This is a genomic window from Citrobacter sp. CtB7.12 (assembly GCF_001297795.1).
Classification (GTDB): Bacteria; Pseudomonadota; Gammaproteobacteria; order Enterobacterales; family Enterobacteriaceae; genus Citrobacter_A; species Citrobacter_A amalonaticus.
Genome location: NZ_LIFT01000008.1, coordinates 40,309 through 60,067 on the forward strand (window position 1 = coordinate 40,309; position 19,759 = coordinate 60,067).

The 19,759-nt window shown below is 52.5% G+C and carries 16 protein-coding genes; 9 read left to right on the forward strand and 7 right to left on the reverse strand.

Annotation, left to right across the window (positions count from 1 at the left end):
• Positions 1 to 236: 236 nt before the first annotated feature.
• From AOY24_RS12085 to AOY24_RS12115, 7 genes are all read right to left on the reverse strand, one after another.
• Complete coding sequence (locus AOY24_RS12085) at positions 237 to 713, reverse strand: type II toxin-antitoxin system YhaV family toxin (RefSeq protein WP_044327726.1); 477 nt, start codon at positions 711 to 713, stop codon at positions 237 to 239.
• A gap of 4 nt (positions 714 to 717) precedes the next feature.
• Positions 718 to 1,053, reverse strand: a complete 336-nt coding sequence (locus AOY24_RS12090; RefSeq protein WP_042999108.1) for a type II toxin-antitoxin system PrlF family antitoxin — start codon at positions 1,051 to 1,053, stop codon at positions 718 to 720.
• A 214-nt stretch (positions 1,054 to 1,267) separates the two neighbouring features.
• The gene (napF, locus tag AOY24_RS12095) at positions 1,268 to 1,804 is read right to left on the reverse strand and encodes a ferredoxin-type protein NapF (protein ID WP_042999107.1); all 537 of its coding nucleotides are present in this window, start codon (positions 1,802 to 1,804) and stop codon (positions 1,268 to 1,270) included.
• Positions 1,801 to 2,397 carry a molecular chaperone gene (locus tag AOY24_RS12100; RefSeq protein WP_054176702.1) on the reverse strand — a complete coding sequence of 199 codons (597 nt, stop codon included), beginning with the start codon at positions 2,395 to 2,397 and terminating at the stop codon, positions 1,801 to 1,803. Before AOY24_RS12100 ends, napF begins: the two co-directional genes overlap by 4 nt.
• 44 nt (positions 2,398 to 2,441) lie before the next feature.
• Entirely contained in the window at positions 2,442 to 3,215 is a 774-nt protein-coding gene (locus AOY24_RS12105) for a DmsC/YnfH family molybdoenzyme membrane anchor subunit (RefSeq protein WP_054176703.1), read from the reverse strand.
• Positions 3,208 to 3,834: a DMSO/selenate family reductase complex B subunit gene (locus AOY24_RS12110; RefSeq protein ID WP_042999104.1), complete on the reverse strand. Its 627-nt coding sequence runs from the start codon at positions 3,832 to 3,834 to the stop codon at positions 3,208 to 3,210. The genes AOY24_RS12105 and AOY24_RS12110 overlap by 8 nt, the downstream gene beginning before the upstream one ends.
• Before the next feature lie 13 nt (positions 3,835 to 3,847).
• Positions 3,848 to 6,280 (reverse strand): DMSO/selenate family reductase complex A subunit, encoded by a 2,433-nt coding sequence (locus AOY24_RS12115; RefSeq protein WP_054176704.1) that lies wholly within the window; start codon positions 6,278 to 6,280, stop codon positions 3,848 to 3,850.
• 478 nt (positions 6,281 to 6,758) lie between these two features.
• Between AOY24_RS12115 and AOY24_RS12120 the strand changes: the two genes are divergently transcribed.
• From AOY24_RS12120 to adiC, 9 genes are all read left to right on the forward strand, one after another.
• Positions 6,759 to 7,709: a nickel/cobalt transporter gene (locus tag AOY24_RS12120; RefSeq protein ID WP_054176705.1), complete on the forward strand. Its 951-nt coding sequence runs from the start codon at positions 6,759 to 6,761 to the stop codon at positions 7,707 to 7,709.
• Positions 7,710 to 7,830: 121 nt separating this feature from the next.
• The gene (locus AOY24_RS12125; RefSeq protein WP_044264069.1) at positions 7,831 to 9,462 is read left to right on the forward strand and encodes a sensor histidine kinase; all 1,632 of its coding nucleotides are present in this window, start codon (positions 7,831 to 7,833) and stop codon (positions 9,460 to 9,462) included.
• A complete protein-coding gene (dcuR, locus tag AOY24_RS12130) occupies positions 9,459 to 10,178 on the forward strand; it encodes a two-component system response regulator DcuR (RefSeq protein ID WP_042999101.1) in 720 nt (239 codons plus the stop codon). Before AOY24_RS12125 ends, dcuR begins: the two co-directional genes overlap by 4 nt.
• 635 nt (positions 10,179 to 10,813) lie before the next feature.
• Entirely contained in the window at positions 10,814 to 12,154 is a 1,341-nt protein-coding gene (dcuB, locus tag AOY24_RS12135; protein ID WP_042999100.1) for an anaerobic C4-dicarboxylate transporter DcuB, read from the forward strand.
• A 76-nt stretch (positions 12,155 to 12,230) separates the two neighbouring features.
• Positions 12,231 to 13,877: a class I fumarate hydratase gene (gene fumB, locus AOY24_RS12140; protein ID WP_042999099.1), complete on the forward strand. Its 1,647-nt coding sequence runs from the start codon at positions 12,231 to 12,233 to the stop codon at positions 13,875 to 13,877.
• 144 nt (positions 13,878 to 14,021) lie between these two features.
• Positions 14,022 to 14,657, forward strand: coding sequence for a DUF2238 domain-containing protein (locus AOY24_RS12145; protein WP_042999098.1), 636 nt, complete (start codon positions 14,022 to 14,024; stop codon positions 14,655 to 14,657).
• A gap of 230 nt (positions 14,658 to 14,887) precedes the next feature.
• Positions 14,888 to 17,155 (forward strand): arginine decarboxylase, encoded by a 2,268-nt coding sequence (adiA, locus tag AOY24_RS12150; protein WP_152967201.1) that lies wholly within the window; start codon positions 14,888 to 14,890, stop codon positions 17,153 to 17,155.
• 333 nt (positions 17,156 to 17,488) lie between these two features.
• A complete protein-coding gene (locus AOY24_RS12155) occupies positions 17,489 to 18,250 on the forward strand; it encodes an AraC family transcriptional regulator (RefSeq protein ID WP_042999096.1) in 762 nt (253 codons plus the stop codon).
• Between the two features lie 128 nt (positions 18,251 to 18,378).
• Positions 18,379 to 19,716: an arginine/agmatine antiporter gene (adiC, locus tag AOY24_RS12160; RefSeq protein WP_042999095.1), complete on the forward strand. Its 1,338-nt coding sequence runs from the start codon at positions 18,379 to 18,381 to the stop codon at positions 19,714 to 19,716.
• Positions 19,717 to 19,759 lie beyond the last annotated feature (43 nt).

The window sequence follows — 19,759 nt, forward strand, 5'->3', positions numbered from 1 at the left end:
ACACAAAGCACTACATTTGCTGTGGGATAGATACGCATTGTTAACTCGCAGGGAAAGGAAAGGTGGATTTATATCTCGCGAAGTGGTGTGATAAATCCGAAATACATGACGGGTTTTAGCGGATATAGAATTCAAAAGCGGAGAAGAGATTAGGATAATTCCCGATAATACCGGAAATAAAATAATGATTCAGTAAATTATTGGAATAGTTAAGGTGAAAGTATCAACAGTAGAGCTCAAAGATGTTCCTTCCCGTCGTTTTGACAAGCCTGAAGCAAACTTAGCCAGTCGTCGGGTGGATTCCCCTCATCGAGCATTTTCCCGAAAATCTTATAGGCATCGGTCTTGCTGCCGTAGGTGCGCAATGACCCTTCATCATTCACCCATGCGATGACAATGATCTTACTCTCGAGACTATAACGGAAAAATAAGCGATACCGTTCCACACCAAACTTCGCTCTCGACCAGTCTGTATAAGCTTTCCCTATACTGTCGCCAGGCCGGTAAACAGAAGCTCGGGGTTCGTGGGTAATGTTGGCAATGGATTTCAATAAATGCGCCAGCACCTTGGTCTCTTTCTTCTTCTGGAAAACAATGGGATCTGGAAACCTGTGCTTAAGGTCTTCAACACGTGCGACCAGCGCGTTGTATTGATCGATAAAACAGGGATGAGCGTAGATCGTCCACCCGTTCAGCCATGTGGGAAAATCCATTTTTTCAGTCTTCGTCGCTGATTTCATCATCAAGATTGACGTCGATACCATCAACCAGTTCATAGCCACGGGATAAATCCAGCTTCTTCAGCGTTTGTGGGTTATTCGCCACATCCTGTGATAAGAAGTCCAGGAATGATCGCATCACACCGTCCTCCGTTGCTTCACTGTATTTTGAAAGCAGTACTTCACCCGTGGAAAGCAATGTGTAATGAATACGATCACCACTGCGAAGATGTAAAGCGTCCCTGATCGACGCAGGGATAGTCGTTTGATGTCGTTCCGTCAATTTAGAATCCGCTTCAATGGCAATGTCTTCAGATCGAACATAGGCGAACATATTTATCCCTTTGAGTTACTGTGTACAAATTTTAAACGCATTGTAGGCTCGCCAGAAAAACAATGCAAACGCATTGCAATGTAGTTGCATTGTTAGCAAAGAACTCACGGAGCTGAACGTTACACTCAGAAACTCGCAATGACAAAGGATTCAAAGCCTATAAAGGAGGAAAAGATCAAAACGGGAAGCCGTCTCGCAAATTCGGGCGGAAGGATTATTTCAGACTGACGGCATCAACATGACACTGTACCCGGCATTCACCGCAGCCGGTACAACGCTCGCTGTCCAGCACAGGGATCCCCGTCGCGCCGAGGGTACAGGCCAGTTCGGGGCATGCCTCAACACACTGGTTACACGAGCGCACTGGATTAACGCAGGCAGCGCTGAACGTTGGCCGCAGGCCTGTATCAAAACGCGCCTGTACGCACAGCGCGTCACTCGGGCATGCGGCAATGCACGCCCCACAGCCATCGCAACTGGCATAATCAATAGCCAGTTGCGGGTAGCCGTCTTCGTGACGGGTCAGAATCCCCATCGGGCATGCATCGATACACTGGTTGCATCGGGTACATTGCGCGATGAACTGCGCATCAGGCACGGCTCCCGGCGGCAACGAATGCGCAAGTTGAGGCACCGATACCCCCTCCGGCGCAGTGTGCTTTGCCGCACTGACAAACGCGCGAAATAGCCCACGCCGACTGACGTGCCGATGCGTCATCAGCGCCTGATAATATTTCTCTGACTTGTTCATCCGAAGTACAGCCGTTTCACCGCAGGTTGTAGCGCGCGTTGCTGCTCCATCTCCTGCAGATAACACGCCGTTACGGCGGCAAGACGCGCATAGAACGGGCTCACCGCGCTGTCCTGCACGCGTTCCAGATAGCGATATCCCCACGGCAGCAGATGCACCGCGAATAATTGATTTACCGCCGCGTCTTTACCGGCCTCCAGCAGCGCACTACTGGCTAACAGCATCAGGCCAAACTGATCTTCGGGTTCGCTCTGGCGCGAGTCAAATGCCATTCCCTGCGACTGTAAAAACGCGCGGTATTCCGCGGTGGTATCGCCCATCAGCAGATTATCGCGCTCCAGCCAGACGGAACCCCATGGCGGCGCGGGCATATCCCCTTGCCCTTCGAACAGCACGGAAAATTGCCACGCCAGTTCTTCATCATCCGGCAGCGGCCAGTCAGCACACAGCCTGGCAATCTGCACCGGATCGCGCCACGGATACAGATCGGGCATCATGGGCAGACTGTCGAACAGCGCTTTCACCTCCGGTCGTCCGGGAGAGTAATAAAACAGTGCACCGAGGATCCTCGGTAATACAGCATCGGGGGTCATCTCTGGCTCCTCCTGAAAACAGAGCGGCCGAAGCCGCTCACAGGTTACATCGGTAACGTCCACAGATTGTAGAACGCAATCCTGCCCACTAGCTCAGCCACGATGACGACCACGGCGGTCATCGCCAGAACCGTGACACTGGACTTCAACCGCGCCCAGGTCACCACCCCAACAATGCCTAGCGCCAGCAGCGCCGCTTGTGCGGTAAACCAACTGGTTTGCGCCGCCGTTAACGCGTCGTCCGCACTCATCAGCGTCGACACATACCCCGGTCGCAGGCAGAAACTTACGAGTATCGCCAGTACGCTCATCAACAGGCCCAGACGCAGCCCGAACAGCCCGGCCAGAATGCCGCCGCCAATCAGCGGCGTCAGCACCATCATCACCGTCGTATACGAGGTGCGCCAGGTAACCACCGTCGGCAACTGGTAGATTTGCGGGATCGCCAGAATAAAGACCACGCCCACCACCGCCGCCAGCCATACCAGCGCTTTACACAGCGCAGTCGCGCCACGGTTAAGCAGCAGACCGAGAGAACCCAGCCCGCCAAGCGTGGCAAACACTGCCGACAGTACAATTTCGTTGCTCATCGGCGAATGACCCACGCGCAGCAGCATATTCAGCGCACGCAGCGGTTGTCCGACGTGGATTACCCCCAGCAGCACCCCAACCCCAAACAGACACATGACACAGAACAGGCCGATAGCCATCCGTCGCGCCTCGATCTGCCCCAGGGTGCCGCCAATCAGCAGCAGAATAAATGCCCCCACTGCGCTTTGGGTAAAGACGGTAAAAAAGACCAGCGGTAACTCATGCATGGCGCACCTCCCCCATGTTCATAATGGCCCCTTCCTTATCGCCCGTAGGTTTGGCCTTCGGATGCGGCTTAATGATGAGGTTAGGATGGGTAAACGACGCGGCGGGTAGCGGCGCAATTTCGTTCTCGCTACCGTATTTCGCGCGCAGTTCATCGATTGGGCCGAAATCCAGCGCTCGCTGTGGGCAAGAATCCACACAGATGGGGCGCAGATTCTGCTCCAGTCGGTCGAGACAGCCGTCGCATTTGCGCATGACTTTGGCCTTAGCATCAAACTGCGGCGCGCCATACGGGCAGCGCATCTCGCAATAGCGGCAGCCCACGCAGATACTGTCATCGACCAGCACCAGACCGTCTTCTTCACGCTTGTGCATCGCGCCGGTCGGGCAGCCTGATACGCAGACTGGCTCATCACAGTGGTTACAGGCGATAGAGAGGTAGTAGGTAAAGGTGTCGTTGTGCCAGCTTTCTCCTTCTTTCACCCAGCTTCCGCCGCCGTATTCATAGACCCGGCGGAATTTCGGGCCGACGTCCAGATCTTTATTATCCTTACAGCTGACCTGGCAGGTTTTACAGCCTGAGCAGCGCGAGGAGTCAACATAAAAGCCATACTGTTTCATTGCGGATCACTCCTTAAGCGCGTTTGATTTCAACCAGGTTGGTATGCTGCGGGTTCCCTTTCGCCAACGGCGACGGCAGATGACTGGTCAGGGTATTGATGCACCCGCCAACGTCCACACCGTTGCTATCCAGACGGGTCCACGCCCCCTGTGGCATCGCCACCACACCCGGCAGAATCCGCTGGGTCACCTTGCAGGGAATCGCCACCACGCCGCGATCGTTGAACACATGCACCAGATCGCCAGAGTTCAACTGGCGTGCGCTGGCATCTATTGGGTTGATCCACACTTCATCCGGTACCGCTTCATGCAGCATCAACACGTTGGTATAGGTTGAGTGGGTATGGCCTTTGGTGTGAAAACCGCTTAACTGCAGCGGATACTTCGCGGTCAGCGCTTTGTTCAGATGCGACTCTGTCACCGCGCAGAACTCCGGTACCGCCGGGATGCGATCGCCTTCCGGCAGCGTCCACGCTTTCGCGAGATCGGCCAGCGCCTGCGAGTAGATCTCAATCTTGCCGGACGGCGTGGTCAGCGGATTGGCCACGGCATCGGCACGGAAATCAGCAAACGCCAGGCTCTGTTTGTCGGTTGCGATGCGCTGGTCAACGACCCCCATCTCTTTCGCCACCGACCATTCCGGCAGGTACGGACGTTTCTCGCGGATCTGCTGATAGTGCATTTCTGCCCACTGCGCCTGTGTCCGCCCTTCGGTGTACTGCTCACGCAGCCCCAGATGCCCGGCGATATCAGCACAAATATCGTAGGTGCTACGTACTTCCCACATCGGCGTGACCGTTTTCTGCAAGGCGATCATGTAGTTGTGAGACCCCGTGGCATAGGAGCTGTCCACCAGATCTTCCGCTTCGAGATAGCTGGTTTCCGGCAGCAGGAGATCGGCGTACTTCGCGCTCGGCGTCATGTGGTTTTCAATGACGATAATGGTTTCGCACAAACTTTCATCCGCGAGAATTTTGCGCGTGCGGTTGGTTTCACCGTGCTGATTCAGCAGCGTGTTACCGGCCTGGTTGAAGAACAGCTTGATGCCGATTTTCAGTTTATCCGCCCCCTTCACCCCCATCGTGGTGGCCGTCATCATTTCCGGGCGTTGAATCGCATCCGTCCACAGATAGCACGGAATGGAGGTCTTGATCGGGTTGGTCAAAATCGGTAACAGCGGTACGCCATAAGGGGTGCCATAAGGCCAGTTACCGTTATTGGTACCCGGCAGGCCAAAGTGACCCGTCAGTGCGGGTAACGTCTGAATGGCGCGCACGGTTTGCTCGCCGTTAGCGTGACGCTGCGGCCCCCAGCCCTGACAAATGTAACAGGCACGAGCCGAAGCGATTTCGCGCGCCAGTTGGCGAATGCGCGTTGCCGGAAGCCCCGTGATCTCCGCCGCCCATTCCGGCGTTTTAGCGATACCGTCATCACCTTTACCGATCACGTAGTCTTTATAGCTGGCATTCGGCGCAGCGCCTTCAGGCAGCGTGCTGCTGTCATAGCCCACGCAGTACTTATTCACCTCGGCTTCATTGATCAACTGTTCGGTAATCAACGTATGGGCGATACCAGCCACCAACGCGGCATCGGTCGTCGGGCGAATCGGCAGCCACTCGGCATGCTCGGTAACTACCGAGTCGGTATAACGCGGATCGATAATAATCACCCGCGCTTTCGAGGCTTCCAGCGCACGACGTAACTCTTCCACCTGTCCGCCGCCAGACATGCGCGTTTCAGACAAATTCAGACCAAACAGCACCACCAGATCGGAATGCGCAATTTGCGTAAAGTGACTTCCGACATACACGCCGTGAGTATAGGGCGTTGCGGTGGCAATTTGCGCCGTGGAATAGGTGTTATGATAATTTAAATAGCCGCCGGTAAGATTTAGCAGACGTTTCCAGGCAGGCGTGCCCTGGGTATGATAATAAGCGCCCGACTGATAATTATAATAAATTGCCTCACGGCCATATTTTTCCGTCACGCGTTTTAATTCTGCAGCGATAAATGCTGTCGCTTCATCCCAGGAAATACGTTTGAATTTCCCTTCGCCACGTTTACCTACGCGTTTCATCGGATATTTAATCCGGTCCGGACTATATACCCGCCAGCGACTGGAACGACCGCGCAAACACGGACGAATCTGATGTTCGCCAAATACCGCGTCGTCTTTTGCATCCTCCGGTTCAATACGCACGATGCGGTCATCTTTAACGATCACTTTCAGCGGGCAACGGCTGCCACAGTTGACCAGGCAGGCACTGTGGCGAACGGTTTCGCCATTGCCGCCTTGCGCAGGAGCGTCGGTCGTTTCAGCCTGCGCGGTGGTAGAGAAAGGCAACGTAATCGCGTTACTGAGTGCAACAGCGGCACCTATTTTTGCGGTACCTGTCACCGCATCCCGTCGGGACAGCGTTGTGTTTAGCCACTTTTTTATTTCCATCTTTTTTTCTCACATTGCATCCATAGTTATTATTAATAAGTAATCATATAGGGCTAAACACGGCTGATGGTTGATTATGATCAAACGCGCTTTTATGGAAAAATAAAGTGGTAAAACCATGACACTCTTATCATTTTTTATCTGATAAAAAGCAGTGATTTAACTGAAGATGACATTTTTGTAAACATATAAGAGATAAAAACAGAACAACAGCATAATCATTGTATAGTTAATTATATTGCGCTTATATATTCCGTCAGGCAAGCGCAACAAAATTCTTATTTTTGGAACGTATGCCAAAAAGAGTATTCCTGGTCAAAATGAATATTCCTGGCGTTCAGGAACATATTACTTTTTATGCTAATTTAGCAATAATATGATTTTTTGTTATACAAAAAGAAGAAAGCCTTCTGCGTGAACTGAGTTCTTACCGTAAACGGGCTATACTGTTTCATCATCCCCATAGCCAGACTGAATCATGATCGTATCCGGACGCCATCCCTCTCTGCGCCTGTCGCTGGCAGGACTCCTGACGCTGACACTGTTTGGGATCGGCTATACCCTGCATCTGCACTGGGGGGCGTTTATTCAGTGGTGTCTGGCGACGCAAATCACCCTGCATCGCTATCTGGTGATGTATCTGCTGCAGTTGAATAATCATCAGTACAGCGGCGGTTTCTGGTTACTGACGGGGGCGTTTCTGTACGGCGTACTGCATGCCATCGGACCGGGACACGGAAAGTTCATCGTGACGACCTATCTGAGTACCAATAAGGAAAGCCTGCTGGCTGCTCGGGTCGTGCCTTTTATTGGCAGCCTGATGCAAGGAGTCAGTGCGATCCTGTTTGTGTTTATCCTCGCGATTGGCTTTAACCTGGCAGCCGGCGATTTAAGCACCAGCCGATGGTACGTTGAAAAAATCAGCGCTGCGCTGATCGCCGGATTCGGCGCGTTTCTCATTTATCAGGCACTTAAATCCATACGCCCGATAACCTTCACCCGATTTACTCCCTTGCATAGCCATGACGAGAAGTGCGGCTGCGGACATCAAGGCGTCGGGCAGACGCTGGTGGACGGTAACTGGAAAACCCGGCTGGGGGTGATTCTCGCCATCGGCGCCCGACCATGCAGCGGGGCAATCATGATCCTGCTGTTTTCCAATGCTCTCGGTATCGTCACCTGGGGCATTGCAGCGGTGATGACCATGTCCTTTGGCACTGCGCTGTCGATCATGGGACTGTCTCTGGCGGTACGTTATGCCCGAAATCAGACACTCACATGGTTCGGTACAGGACATCCCGCTCTGAAATGGCTTGCGCCTGCAGCGAAAATAGTCGGCGGTGTGGTGCTGATCCTGTTTGCCACAATTCTGTTCTTAACGGTGATCCCGATTAGCGCCAACGGCGATTATATTGCCGCAGGTTGCTGATCCGACCTGCGTAATAATGATCCGATAATGGGACACCTGCCCCAGTGAATTTCCCTGCCACCTTTGAATTACGCGTCCCAATAGGGATAATATCCACACGAACTGTGAACCCGGGACCACCATGAGACACTCCCTGCCTTGTCGCAAGCTACGTGAACGGCCGATGAAACTCGGTACGACGGTGATACTGATGGTCAGCGCCGTGTTGTTTTCTGTCTTGCTGGTCGTCCATCTGTTCTACTTCTCACAAATCAGCCACATGACGCGTGATGCGCTGGCAGACAAAGCGCTGGCCGTTGCCCGGACGCTGGCAGACTCGCCGGAGATCCGTGCGGGGTTGATGAAAAAACCCGAGGATAGCGGGATTCAGGCGATTGCCGAAGCGGTGCGCAAGCGAAACGATATGCTGTTCATTGTTGTCACCGACATGAAAAGCCTGCGTTATTCTCATCCGGAAGCCCAACGCATCGGGCAACCATTTAAGGGCGACGATATTTTGCTGGCGCTGGATGGCAAAGAGAATATCGCCATCAACCGGGGCTTTCTCGCCCAGGCGCTGCGCGTTTTCACCCCCATTTATGACGACAATCACCACCAGATTGGGGTGGTGGCAATCGGCCTGGAACTGAGTCGGGTGACCGAACAGATTAACGACAGTCGCGGCAGCATCCTCTGGTCCGTACTTTTTGGCGTGCTGGTTGGCCTGCTGGGAACATGGGTGCTGGTGAAAGTGCTCAAACGCATCCTGTTTGGCCTGGAACCGTATGAAATTTCTACCCTGTTTGAACAGCGCCAGGCGATGCTGCAATCAATCAAAGAGGGGGTCATCGCCGTTGACGACAAAGGCGAAGTGACGTTAATCAACGAGGCCGCCCAGGAGTTGCTGGATTACCGTAAGTCACAGGATGACCCCCAGTTTTCCACGCTCAGCCATGCATGGTCGCAGGTGGTGGATCTCAGCGAAGTGCTGCGCGACGGTACGTCGCACCGCGACGAAGAGATCAACATCAAAGATCGGTTGCTGCTCATTAATACCGTCCCGGTTCGCAGCGACGGCAAGATTATTGGCGCGATCTCCACCTTCAGGGACAAAACGGAAGTTCGCCAGTTGATGCAGCGACTGGATGGCATGGTGAACTATGCCGACTCACTCCGTGAACGATCCCACGAATTCATGAATAAATTACATGTGATTCTGGGATTGTTACATCTGAAGAGTTATAAGCAGCTTGAAGACTATATTATTAAGACGGCAAACAACTATCAGGAAGAGATCGGCTCACTGTTAGGCAAAATTAGATCGCCGGTCATTGCTGGCTTTTTACTTAGTAAGATTAATCGCACATCCGATTCAGGGCACAAACTGGTGATTAGCCATGACAGCCAGGTACCGGACAGCGGCAATGAAGATCAAATTGCGGTATTGATTACCGCGCTCGGAAATCTGATTGAAAACGCGATCGACGCGTTAGCACAGCAGTCAGGAGGTGAGATCAGCGTCTCCTTATACTATCGCAATGGTTGGCTACATTGTGAAGTCAGTGACGATGGTCCCGGCATTGAACCGCACCGCCTTGACGCTATTTTTGATAAAGGCGTCTCGTCTAAAGGAACTGAACGCGGCGTTGGTTTAGCGCTTGTTAAACAACAAGTTGAAAGTCTTGGTGGCAATATTTTTGTGGAATCCGAACCTGGCGTTTTCACACAATTTTTTGTACAAATACCCTGGGATGGGGAGAGGGCCAGCACATGATCAATGTCTTTATTATCGATGACGACGCCATGGTCGCGGAGTTAAATCGCCGCTATGTCGCACAGATCCCCGGTTTTCAGTGCTGCGGAACCGCCTCAACGCTGGAAAAAGCCAAAGAGGTTATTTTTAATAGCGATGTTCAGATTGACCTGATTCTGCTGGATATTTACATGCAGAAAGAGAACGGGCTGGACCTGCTCCCGCTTCTGCATGCCGCCGGCTGCAAAAGCGATGTCATTGTCATCTCTTCTGCCGCCGATGCCATGACGATCAAGGATTCGTTGCACTACGGCGTTGTAGATTACTTAATCAAGCCGTTTCAGGCCTCACGCTTTGAGGAAGCCCTCACCAGCTGGCTGCAAAAGAAAAGGGACATGGATAAGCACCAGTATTATGAGCAGTCAGAGCTGGACCAACTGATTCACGGCAATGCGTCCAGTGAGCAGGACACCCGCCGCCTGCCGAAAGGGTTGACGCCGCAGACGCTGCGCACGCTGTGTCAGTGGATCGATGCACATCAAGATTATGAGTTTTCAACCGATGAACTGGCAAATGCGGTGAATATCTCTCGCGTCTCCTGCCGCAAATATCTTATCTGGCTGGTCAACTGTCATATTCTGGTTACCAGCATCCATTATGGCGTTACGGGCAGGCCGGTTTACCGTTACCGTATTCAGGCAGAACATTATTCTTTACTTAAGCAATATTGTCAGTAGAAGATAAATCTTAACCTTGCATTATTTCGTTATATATTGGTAACAATTATTACAATAATGAAAAAATAAAAAGGTTAAGGTTACTTCCTGCAAATTCAGAAATTGTGCCAGATCAAATATAATTGCATCATTCCACATTTTTCAATGCGTTATTATTATCCGACACGCCATTGTTTTTAATTTCAAAAACGCTAACAAAAGTTAATAAAGTATTATCCCCTGCGCAGAGTGTGTATTTTTAATCACAAAGGAGTAGTCTGGAAATAACCGGACGGATTAACAAAAACGATAAACGGTAGCAACGGAGCTCATGCTACATCTTAAGGATAAGCACACTCTGTGAGCAGATGATATGTTCATGTTTTTCATAAAGATACAAAAAATAGCCCGAACCTGCCTCTGCTCTTCTTTTTCAACACTGCCCATCGCCAGAGAGTCGTGCTCTCTGAAAACAGCCTGAAAAAAACGATAAGAGTTTTCCTGTCCTTAGGAATAACGTTATTCGATGTTTAAAAACTAATCGCACTTTCAGACGAAACGAATATTAGCCAGGCTCTGCGCCCATTACACAAAAAACAGAACATGGCTGTGATCCATTTATCAAAATTGACTGGTTTTATCGCGAGGGTAAATAAATGCTATTTAGTATACAACTTCTCATAATATTAATATGTTTGTTTTATGGTGCCAGAAAGGGCGGTATCGCGCTGGGTTTGTTAGGCGGTATCGGCCTGGTCATTCTGGTGTTCGTTTTCCACCTCCAGCCGGGTAAACCACCGGTTGACGTCATGCTGGTGATCATCGCCGTGGTCGCGGCCTCAGCAACGCTACAGGCCTCAGGCGGTCTGGATGTGATGTTGCAGATCGCAGAGAAACTGCTGCGCCGCAACCCGAAATATGTCTCTATCGTTGCCCCGTTTGTGACCTGTACCCTGACTATCCTGTGCGGTACCGGCCACGTGGTCTACACGATTCTGCCCATCATTTACGACGTGGCGATTAAAAATAACATCCGCCCGGAACGTCCGATGGCCGCCAGCTCCATCGGCGCACAAATGGGGATCATTGCAAGTCCGGTATCGGTGGCGGTGGTTTCTCTGGTTGCCATGCTGGGTAATGTGACGTTTGAAGGCAAACACCTCGAATTCCTCGACCTGCTGGCGATCACTATCCCGTCCACGCTGATTGGTATTCTGGCTATCGGTATTTTCAGCTGGTTCCGTGGTAAAGATCTGGATAAAGATGAAGACTTCCAGAAATTCATCTCCGTACCGGAAAACCATCACTACGTGTATGGCGATACCGCTACGCTGCTGGACAAAAAACTGCCGAAAAGCAACTGGCTGGCGATGTGGATCTTCCTTGCCGCCATTGCTGTCGTCGCTATCCTGGGTGCCTTCTCTGAACTTCGCCCTTCATTCGGTGGCAAAGCGCTGTCGATGGTGCTGGTTATCCAGATGTTCATGCTGCTGACCGGCGCGTTGATTATTATCCTGACCAAAACCAATCCCGCTTCAATCTCTAAAAACGAAGTCTTCCGTTCAGGTATGATCGCGATTGTGGCGGTGTACGGTATCGCCTGGATGGCGGAAACCATGTTCGGCGCGCACATGACAGAAATCGAAGGTGTGCTGGGTAACATGGTGAAAGAGTATCCGTGGGCCTATGCGATTGTTCTGCTGCTGGTGTCTAAATTCGTTAACTCTCAAGCAGCGGCGCTGGCGGCTATCGTTCCGGTCGCGCTGGCGATTGGCGTTGACCCAGCCTACATCGTGGCGTCTGCCCCGGCGTGCTACGGCTACTACATTCTGCCGACCTATCCGAGCGATCTGGCCGCCATTCAGTTCGACCGTTCAGGAACCACCCGCATTGGTCGCTTCGTCATCAACCACAGCTTTATTCTCCCGGGTTTGATTGGCGTGAGCGTCTCCTGCGTCTTTGGCTGGATCTTTGCTGCCATGTACGGATTCCTGTAAAGGTCTCCCGCGTGCCGTCCGTCACCGGGCGGCACGTCACTTATGATATTAAAAGAAATCAATAGGCTGGAAGCACATGTCAAATAAAGCGTTCTTCTATCAGGCACCTTTCCCGATGGGGAAAGACGAAACAGAGTACTACCTGCTCACTTCCGATTATGTCAGCGTGAGTGAGTTTGAAGGTGAGTCCATACTGAAGGTTGAGCCGCAAGCCCTGACGCTGCTGGCGCAACAAGCCTTTCACGATGCCTCCTTCATGCTCCGCCCCGAACATCAGCAACAAGTCGCCTCCATTCTTCATGACCCCGAAGCCAGCGAAAACGATAAATACGTTGCCCTGCAATTCCTGAGAAACTCTGAAATCGCCGCCAAAGGCATTCTGCCGACCTGTCAGGATACCGGCACGGCCATTATCATGGGGAAAAAAGGCCAGCGTGTCTGGACTGGTGGCGGTGATGAAGCGGCGCTGTCAAAAGGGGTGTACAACACCTATATCGAAGACAATCTGCGCTATTCGCAAAACGCCGCGCTGGATATGTACAAAGAGGTGAATACCGGTACCAACCTGCCGGCACAGATCGACCTCTACACCGTCGATGGTGATGAGTATAAATTCCTGTGCGTAGCGAAAGGCGGCGGTTCCGCCAACAAAACTTACCTGTACCAGGAAACCAAAGCGCTGCTCACCCCGGGCAAGCTGAAAAACTTCCTCGTTGAGAAGATGCGGACGCTGGGAACAGCAGCCTGCCCGCCGTACCATATCGCCTTTGTGATTGGCGGCACTTCTGCAGAAAGCACGCTAAAAACCGTGAAGCTCGCCAGCACGCATTACTACGATGCGCTGCCGACCGAAGGCAACGAGCATGGTCAGGCGTTCCGTGATACACAACTGGAACAGGAACTGCTGGAAGAGGCACAAAAACTCGGTCTTGGCGCGCAGTTTGGCGGTAAATATTTCGCCCACGATATCCGCGTGATCCGCCTGCCGCGTCACGGTGCCTCCTGTCCGGTCGGCATGGGCGTTTCCTGCTCGGCGGATCGTAACATCAAAGCCAAAATCAACCGCGAAGGGATTTGGATCGAAAAACTGGAGCACAACCCAGGCCAGTACATCCCGGAAGCGTTGCGTCAGGCCGGTGAAGGCGAAGTGGTGAAAGTTGACCTCAACCGCCCGATGAAAGAGATCCTGGCACAGCTTTCGCAGTACCCGGTTTCCACCCGTCTGTCGCTGACCGGAACCATTATCGTCGGTCGTGATATTGCGCATGCGAAGCTGAAAGAACGTATCGACTCTGGCGAAGGGTTGCCGCAGTACATTAAAGATCACCCGATCTACTACGCCGGTCCGGCAAAAACACCGGCGGGCTATCCGTCAGGCTCATTAGGACCGACCACCGCAGGCCGAATGGACTCCTATGTTGATCTCCTGCAATCGCACGGCGGCAGCATGATCATGCTGGCAAAAGGCAATCGCAGCCAACAGGTGACCGATGCCTGCCATAAACACGGCGGCTTCTATCTGGGCAGCATTGGCGGCCCGGCAGCGGTCCTGGCGCAACAGAGTATCAAGCATCTGGAATGCGTTGAGTATCCGGAACTGGGTATGGAAGCGATCTGGAAAATTGAAGTGGAAGATTTCCCGGCGTTCATCCTGGTCGATGACAAAGGCAATGATTTCTTCCAGCAGATAGTGAACAAGCAGTGCGCTAACTGCACGAAATAACCTCTTCGGCCCGGCACCGGACTGCTCTCAACGTTTGAAGGCAGTCCGGTGATCCCCCCGGGCCACCTTTTCCCGTCATGGCTGGCATTGAATTTTCGACCACTTCGGTGAATAGTAGCCTTTTCCATCACTTGCGAAATCACCATGATCCGCACATTAAACCCCACCCTGCTGAATATCGGCGCACTGATCCTGACGCTTATCCTGATCTACACTGGCTTCTCGGCAGGTGAGAAAACCACCTGGCTGATGGAAGTTACGCCGGTCATTATTGTGATACCGCTGCTGCTGACAACCGCAAAGCGCTACCCGCTCACTCCTCTGCTTTATACCCTGATTTTTTTCCACGCCATCATCCTGATGGTGGGCGGTATGTACACCTATGCCAAAGTCCCTGTGGGCTTTGAAGTGCAGGAGTGGCTGGGCTTAAGCCGAAATCCGTATGACAAACTCGGCCATTTCTTCCAGGGCCTGGTTCCGGCACTGGTGGCGCGCGAAATTCTGCTACGCACAAAGAGTGTTCGCAGCGGTAAGATGCTGGCATTTCTGGTTTGCTGCGTGGCGCTGGCGATTAGTGCCACCTATGAGTTAATTGAATGGTGGGCCGCGCTGGCGATGGGACAGGGCGCGGACGATTTCCTTGGCACGCAGGGCGACCCGTGGGATACCCAGTCAGACATGTTCTGCGCGTTGCTGGGTTCATTGACTACGGTAACGTTGCTGGCGGGAGTGCATAGCCGTCAGTTGCAGCGCTATGGATTAACGCCCCCCGACGCATAACGTATTTATCTGCCGGAGGCATACACAGGCTCCGGCGATATCACTATCAGCTCAAAAAATAATTCAGCTGTCGATAAACCATCGCCAAAAACGGCTGGCAAATCACTTTAATCCATTGTTTATAAACAATTATTGATGGATCCCCGTCGTTTCGCGCCCTCTTTACACCTTTTTTAGTCAGGATAATACTTGCCCGCATCACAGATTCCTCCACAACCGGGTAAGAGATGATGAAAGTATTAATTGTTGAAAGTGAATTTCTGCATCAGGACACCTGGGTTGGCAAGGCCGTGGAACGTCTGGCAGACGCCTTAAGTCGGCAAAATGTTACCGTCATTAAGTCCACGTCTTTCGACGACGGCTACGCCATCCTGTCGGCAAACGAAGCCATTGATTGCCTGATGTTCAGCTATCAAATGGAACAGCCTGATGAACATCAAAATGTCAGAGAACTGATCGGTAAGCTTCATGAGCGCCAGCAAAATGTGCCGGTCTTTCTGTTAGGTGACAGAGAGAAAGCCACCGCCTCGCTGGACCGCGATATGCTGGAGCTTGTCGATGAGTTCGCCTGGATCCTCGAAGACACCGCTGACTTTATCGCGGGGCGCGCGGTCGCCGCCATGACCCGTTATCGTCAGCAACTGCTGCCGCCGCTGTTTAGTGCGCTGATGAAATATAGCGATATCCACGAATACTCCTGGGCTGCACCGGGCCACCAGGGTGGTGTGGGTTTTACCAAAACGCCTGCCGGCCGCTTCTATCATGATTATTACGGCGAAAACCTGTTCCGCAGCGACATGGGGATTGAACGTGCTTCGCTGGGTTCTCTGCTCGATCACACCGGGGCCTTTGGCGAAAGCGAAAAATATGCTGCACGGGTCTTTGGCGCAGACCGTTCCTGGTCCGTCGTGGTCGGGACATCCGGCTCCAACCGTACCATTATGCAGGCCTGTATGACCGATAACGATGTGGTGGTGCTGGACCGTAACTGCCATAAATCGATTGAACAGGGGTTGATCCTGACCGGGGCGAAACCGGTGTATATGGTGCCCAGCCGTAACCGCTACGGCATCATTGGCCCTATCTACCCACAGGAAATGCAGCCGGAAACCTTACAGAAAAAAATCAGCGAAAGCCCGCTGACCAAAGAGAAGACAGGACAAAAACCGTCTTATAGCGTGGTGACCAACTGTACCTACGATGGTGTCTGCTATAACGCGAAATCCGCACAGGCGTTACTGGCGCAAGCTACCGACCGCATTCACTTCGACGAAGCCTGGTACGGCTACGCCCGCTTTAACCCGATTTACGCCGACCACTATGCGATGCGCGGTGAACCGGGCGATCACAGTGGTCCTACCGTTTTTGCCACCCACTCTACGCACAAACTGCTGAACGCCCTCTCTCAGGCGTCTTACATCCATGTGCGTGAAGGTCGCGGCGCGGTGAATTTTTCCCGCTTCAATCAGGCGTACATGATGCATGCCACCACCTCGCCGTTGTATGCCATCTGCGCATCCAACGATGTGGCGGTGTCCATGATGGACGGCAACAGCGGCCTGTCGCTGACTCAGGAAGTGATCGACGAAGCCATCGACTTCCGCCAGGCCATGGCGCGTCTGTATAAAGAGTTCAGCGCCGACGGCGACTGGTTCTTCAAGCCGTGGAACAAAGAAGTGGTCACCGATCCGCAGACCGGGAAAACATTCGATTTTGCTGACGCACCGGCGAAACTGCTGGCAACAGACCAGAACTGCTGGGTGATGCGTCCGGGCGAATCCTGGCACGGCTTTAAAGACTTACCCGATAACTGGAGCATGCTTGACCCGATCAAGGTCAGCATTCTCGCACCGGGGATGGGTGACGACGGCGAACTGGAAGAGACGGGGGTGCCTGCCGCGCTGGTCACCGCCTGGCTTGGACATCACGGAATCGTGCCAACCCGCACCACCGATTTCCAGATCATGTTCCTGTTCTCGATGGGCATCACCCGTGGGAAATGGGGAACCCTGATTAACACCCTGTGCTCATTTAAACATCACTACGATGCCAACACCCCACTGGCGCAGGTCATGCCGGAACTGGTCGACGAACACCCTGAAACCTACGCCAATATGGGCATTCACGACTTGGGCGATCGGATGTTCGCCTGGCTGCGGGAAAACAACCCAGGCGCGAAACTCAACGCCGCCTATTCCGGCCTGCCGGTTGCCGCAATGACGCCGCGTGAAGCCTATAACGCTATCGTTAACGACAACATCGAAATGGTGGCCATTGATAAACTGCCGGGTCGCATTGCAGCAAACTCGGTGATCCCTTATCCGCCGGGAATTCCGATGCTGCTTTCCGGAGAGAACTTCGGTGATGAAAACAGTCCGCAGGTGGGCTATCTCCGCGCCCTGCAATCCTGGGATCACCACTTCCCTGGTTTCGAACATGAAACCGAAGGCACTGAAATCATTGATGGCGTCTATCACGTAATGTGCGTGAAAGCGTAAATCAATTCCGACGACTGCGTCATGACATGGCCACCCTGACGCAGCCTGGTTTAGGCCGTAGGGTTATGACGAGCGTTTCCTGAGTATTGCTGAGAAAAACTACCATTGTCATACCTTTTTGCGCGGGTGCTCCCCGCGCTTTTTTTATCCCTTATGCATGGTTTCCACCGCGTAAAAGTTTCTGTACATAGCAATTATCTGTCGCCTATTGTATTTCCAGACAAAACCATTATTTTAATGCGGACTTCATTCGTCATACAAATCGAAATATCTGCTTTATCTCTCCCCTTTGGCGAGAAAGGATATTTTATGTTCATATTCGGGAGTTAGGGTATGAGAATTTTCAGCAATAATCCTTGCATTGTCGTGTTAACCGAAAAAGACGTTTGGCTACGAGTAAACGGTAAAGAGGCTATCAATTTAAAAGCGAATCATATGGCACTCATCGCCTGTGAAAACAATATCATCGATATCTCATCGATTAATAACGCACTGGTCGCACATATTAGCCGAGATATAATTAAAGATTATCTTCGCTTTTTAAATAAAGATCTTTCAAATATTCCACTCTGGCAACGGAGTTCCTCACCGGTATTAACCGCTGAATGTGTGACCCCCGATGTCTTCCGGGTGGCAGCACAACACAGCATTGCGCATACCGACAGCCCTGGCGAAGAAGAACGTACACGCTGCCTGTTGTTCGCCGTGTTATCCCGCTTTCTCGACAGTAAGAAGTTTTTGTCCCTGCTGATGTTTATGTTGCGAAACCGCGTCAGCGACAGCGTTTACCATATTATCGAGAGTGACATTCATAAAGCGTGGAATCTTAATCAGGTCGCCCGTTGTCTGTGTCTGAGTCCGAGTTTGTTAAAGAAGAAACTCAAAAGCGAAAATACCAGCTACAGTCAAATCATCACCACTTGCCGCATGCGCTACGCCGTTAATCAACTTCTGATGGATGGCAAGAATATATCCCAGGTCTCCGAACTGTGTGGTTATAACAGTACATCTTACTTTATCTCTGTGTTCAAAGAGTATTATGGCATGACCCCGCTACATTATGTCAGCCAGTTTAAAGACCGTACGGCAGCGTGATTTTTGAGCATTTTGTAATGAGCTACGATAATATCAGCATTAGCGATAACCCACGTCGCACATAATTCAACCGACACCTGAAGGCGTATTATGAGACATCATTTATTGTTCCCTTCAGGAGATTAATTATGTCCTCGGATGCTGATGCTCACAAAGTGGGCTTAATCCCCGTCACCTTAATGGTGTCGGGGAATATCATGGGTTCAGGGGTTTTCCTGCTCCCTGCGAACCTGGCCGCCACCGGCGGGATTGCAATCTACGGATGGTTAGTCACGATTATCGGCGCGCTGGCGCTGTCGATGGTCTACGCAAAAATGTCGTCCTTAGATCCCAGTCCCGGCGGTTCTTACGCGTATGCTCGTCGTTGCTTTGGGCCGTTCCTCGGTTACCAGACCAACGTGCTGTACTGGCTGGCCTGCTGGATCGGTAACATCGCGATGGTGGTTATCGGCGTCGGTTACCTGAGCTACTTCTTCCCCATTCTGAAAGATCCGCTGGTGCTGACCCTGACCTGCGTCGTGGTGCTGTGGATCTTCGTTCTGCTCAATATTGTCGGTCCGAAAATGATCACCCGCGTTCAGGCCGTCGCCACCGTGCTGGCGCTGGTCCCCATCGTCGGTATCGCGGTGTTTGGCTGGTTCTGGTTCCGTGGCGAAACCTACATGGCGGCCTGGAACGTGAGCGGCATGAACACCTTCGGCGCGATTCAGAGCACCCTTAACGTCACCCTGTGGTCATTCATCGGGGTCGAGAGCGCCTCGGTAGCGGCAGGGGTGGTCAAAAACCCGAAACGCAATGTGCCGATTGCCACCATTGGCGGGGTGCTGATCGCGGCTGTGTGCTACGTGCTCTCCACCACCGCCATCATGGGGATGATCCCTAACGCCGCGCTGCGCGTCTCCGCTTCACCGTTCGGTGATGCGGCACGTATGGCGCTGGGTAACACCGCCGGCGCGATTGTCTCCTTCTGCGCGGCAGCAGGCTGTTTAGGTTCGCTGGGCGGCTGGACGCTGCTGGCCGGACAGACTGCAAAAGCCGCCGCCGATGACGGTCTGTTCCCACCGATTTTTGCCCGTGTAAATAAGGCGGGCACACCGGTTGCCGGGCTGATTATTGTCGGGATTCTGATGACTATCTTCCAGTTCAGCAGTATGTCGCCGAACGCCGCGAAAGAGTTTGGTCTCGTCTCTTCAGTGTCCGTCATCTTTACGCTGGTGCCCTATTTGTACACCTGTGCCGCGCTGCTGCTGCTCGGTCACGGACACTTCGGCAAAGCGCGTCCGCTCTATCTGCTGGTAACCTTTGTGGCCTTTATTTACTGCATCTGGGCAGTGGTGGGGTCCGGCGCGAAAGAGGTGATGTGGTCATTCGTGACCCTGATGATCATCACCGCGCTGTACGCCCTGAACTACAACCGGATCCACAAAAACCCCTTCCCACTGGATGCGCCGGTTAACCGCAGTTAATCCCCTCTTTTACACGATGAAGCCAACCTTAAGTTCTTAAGGT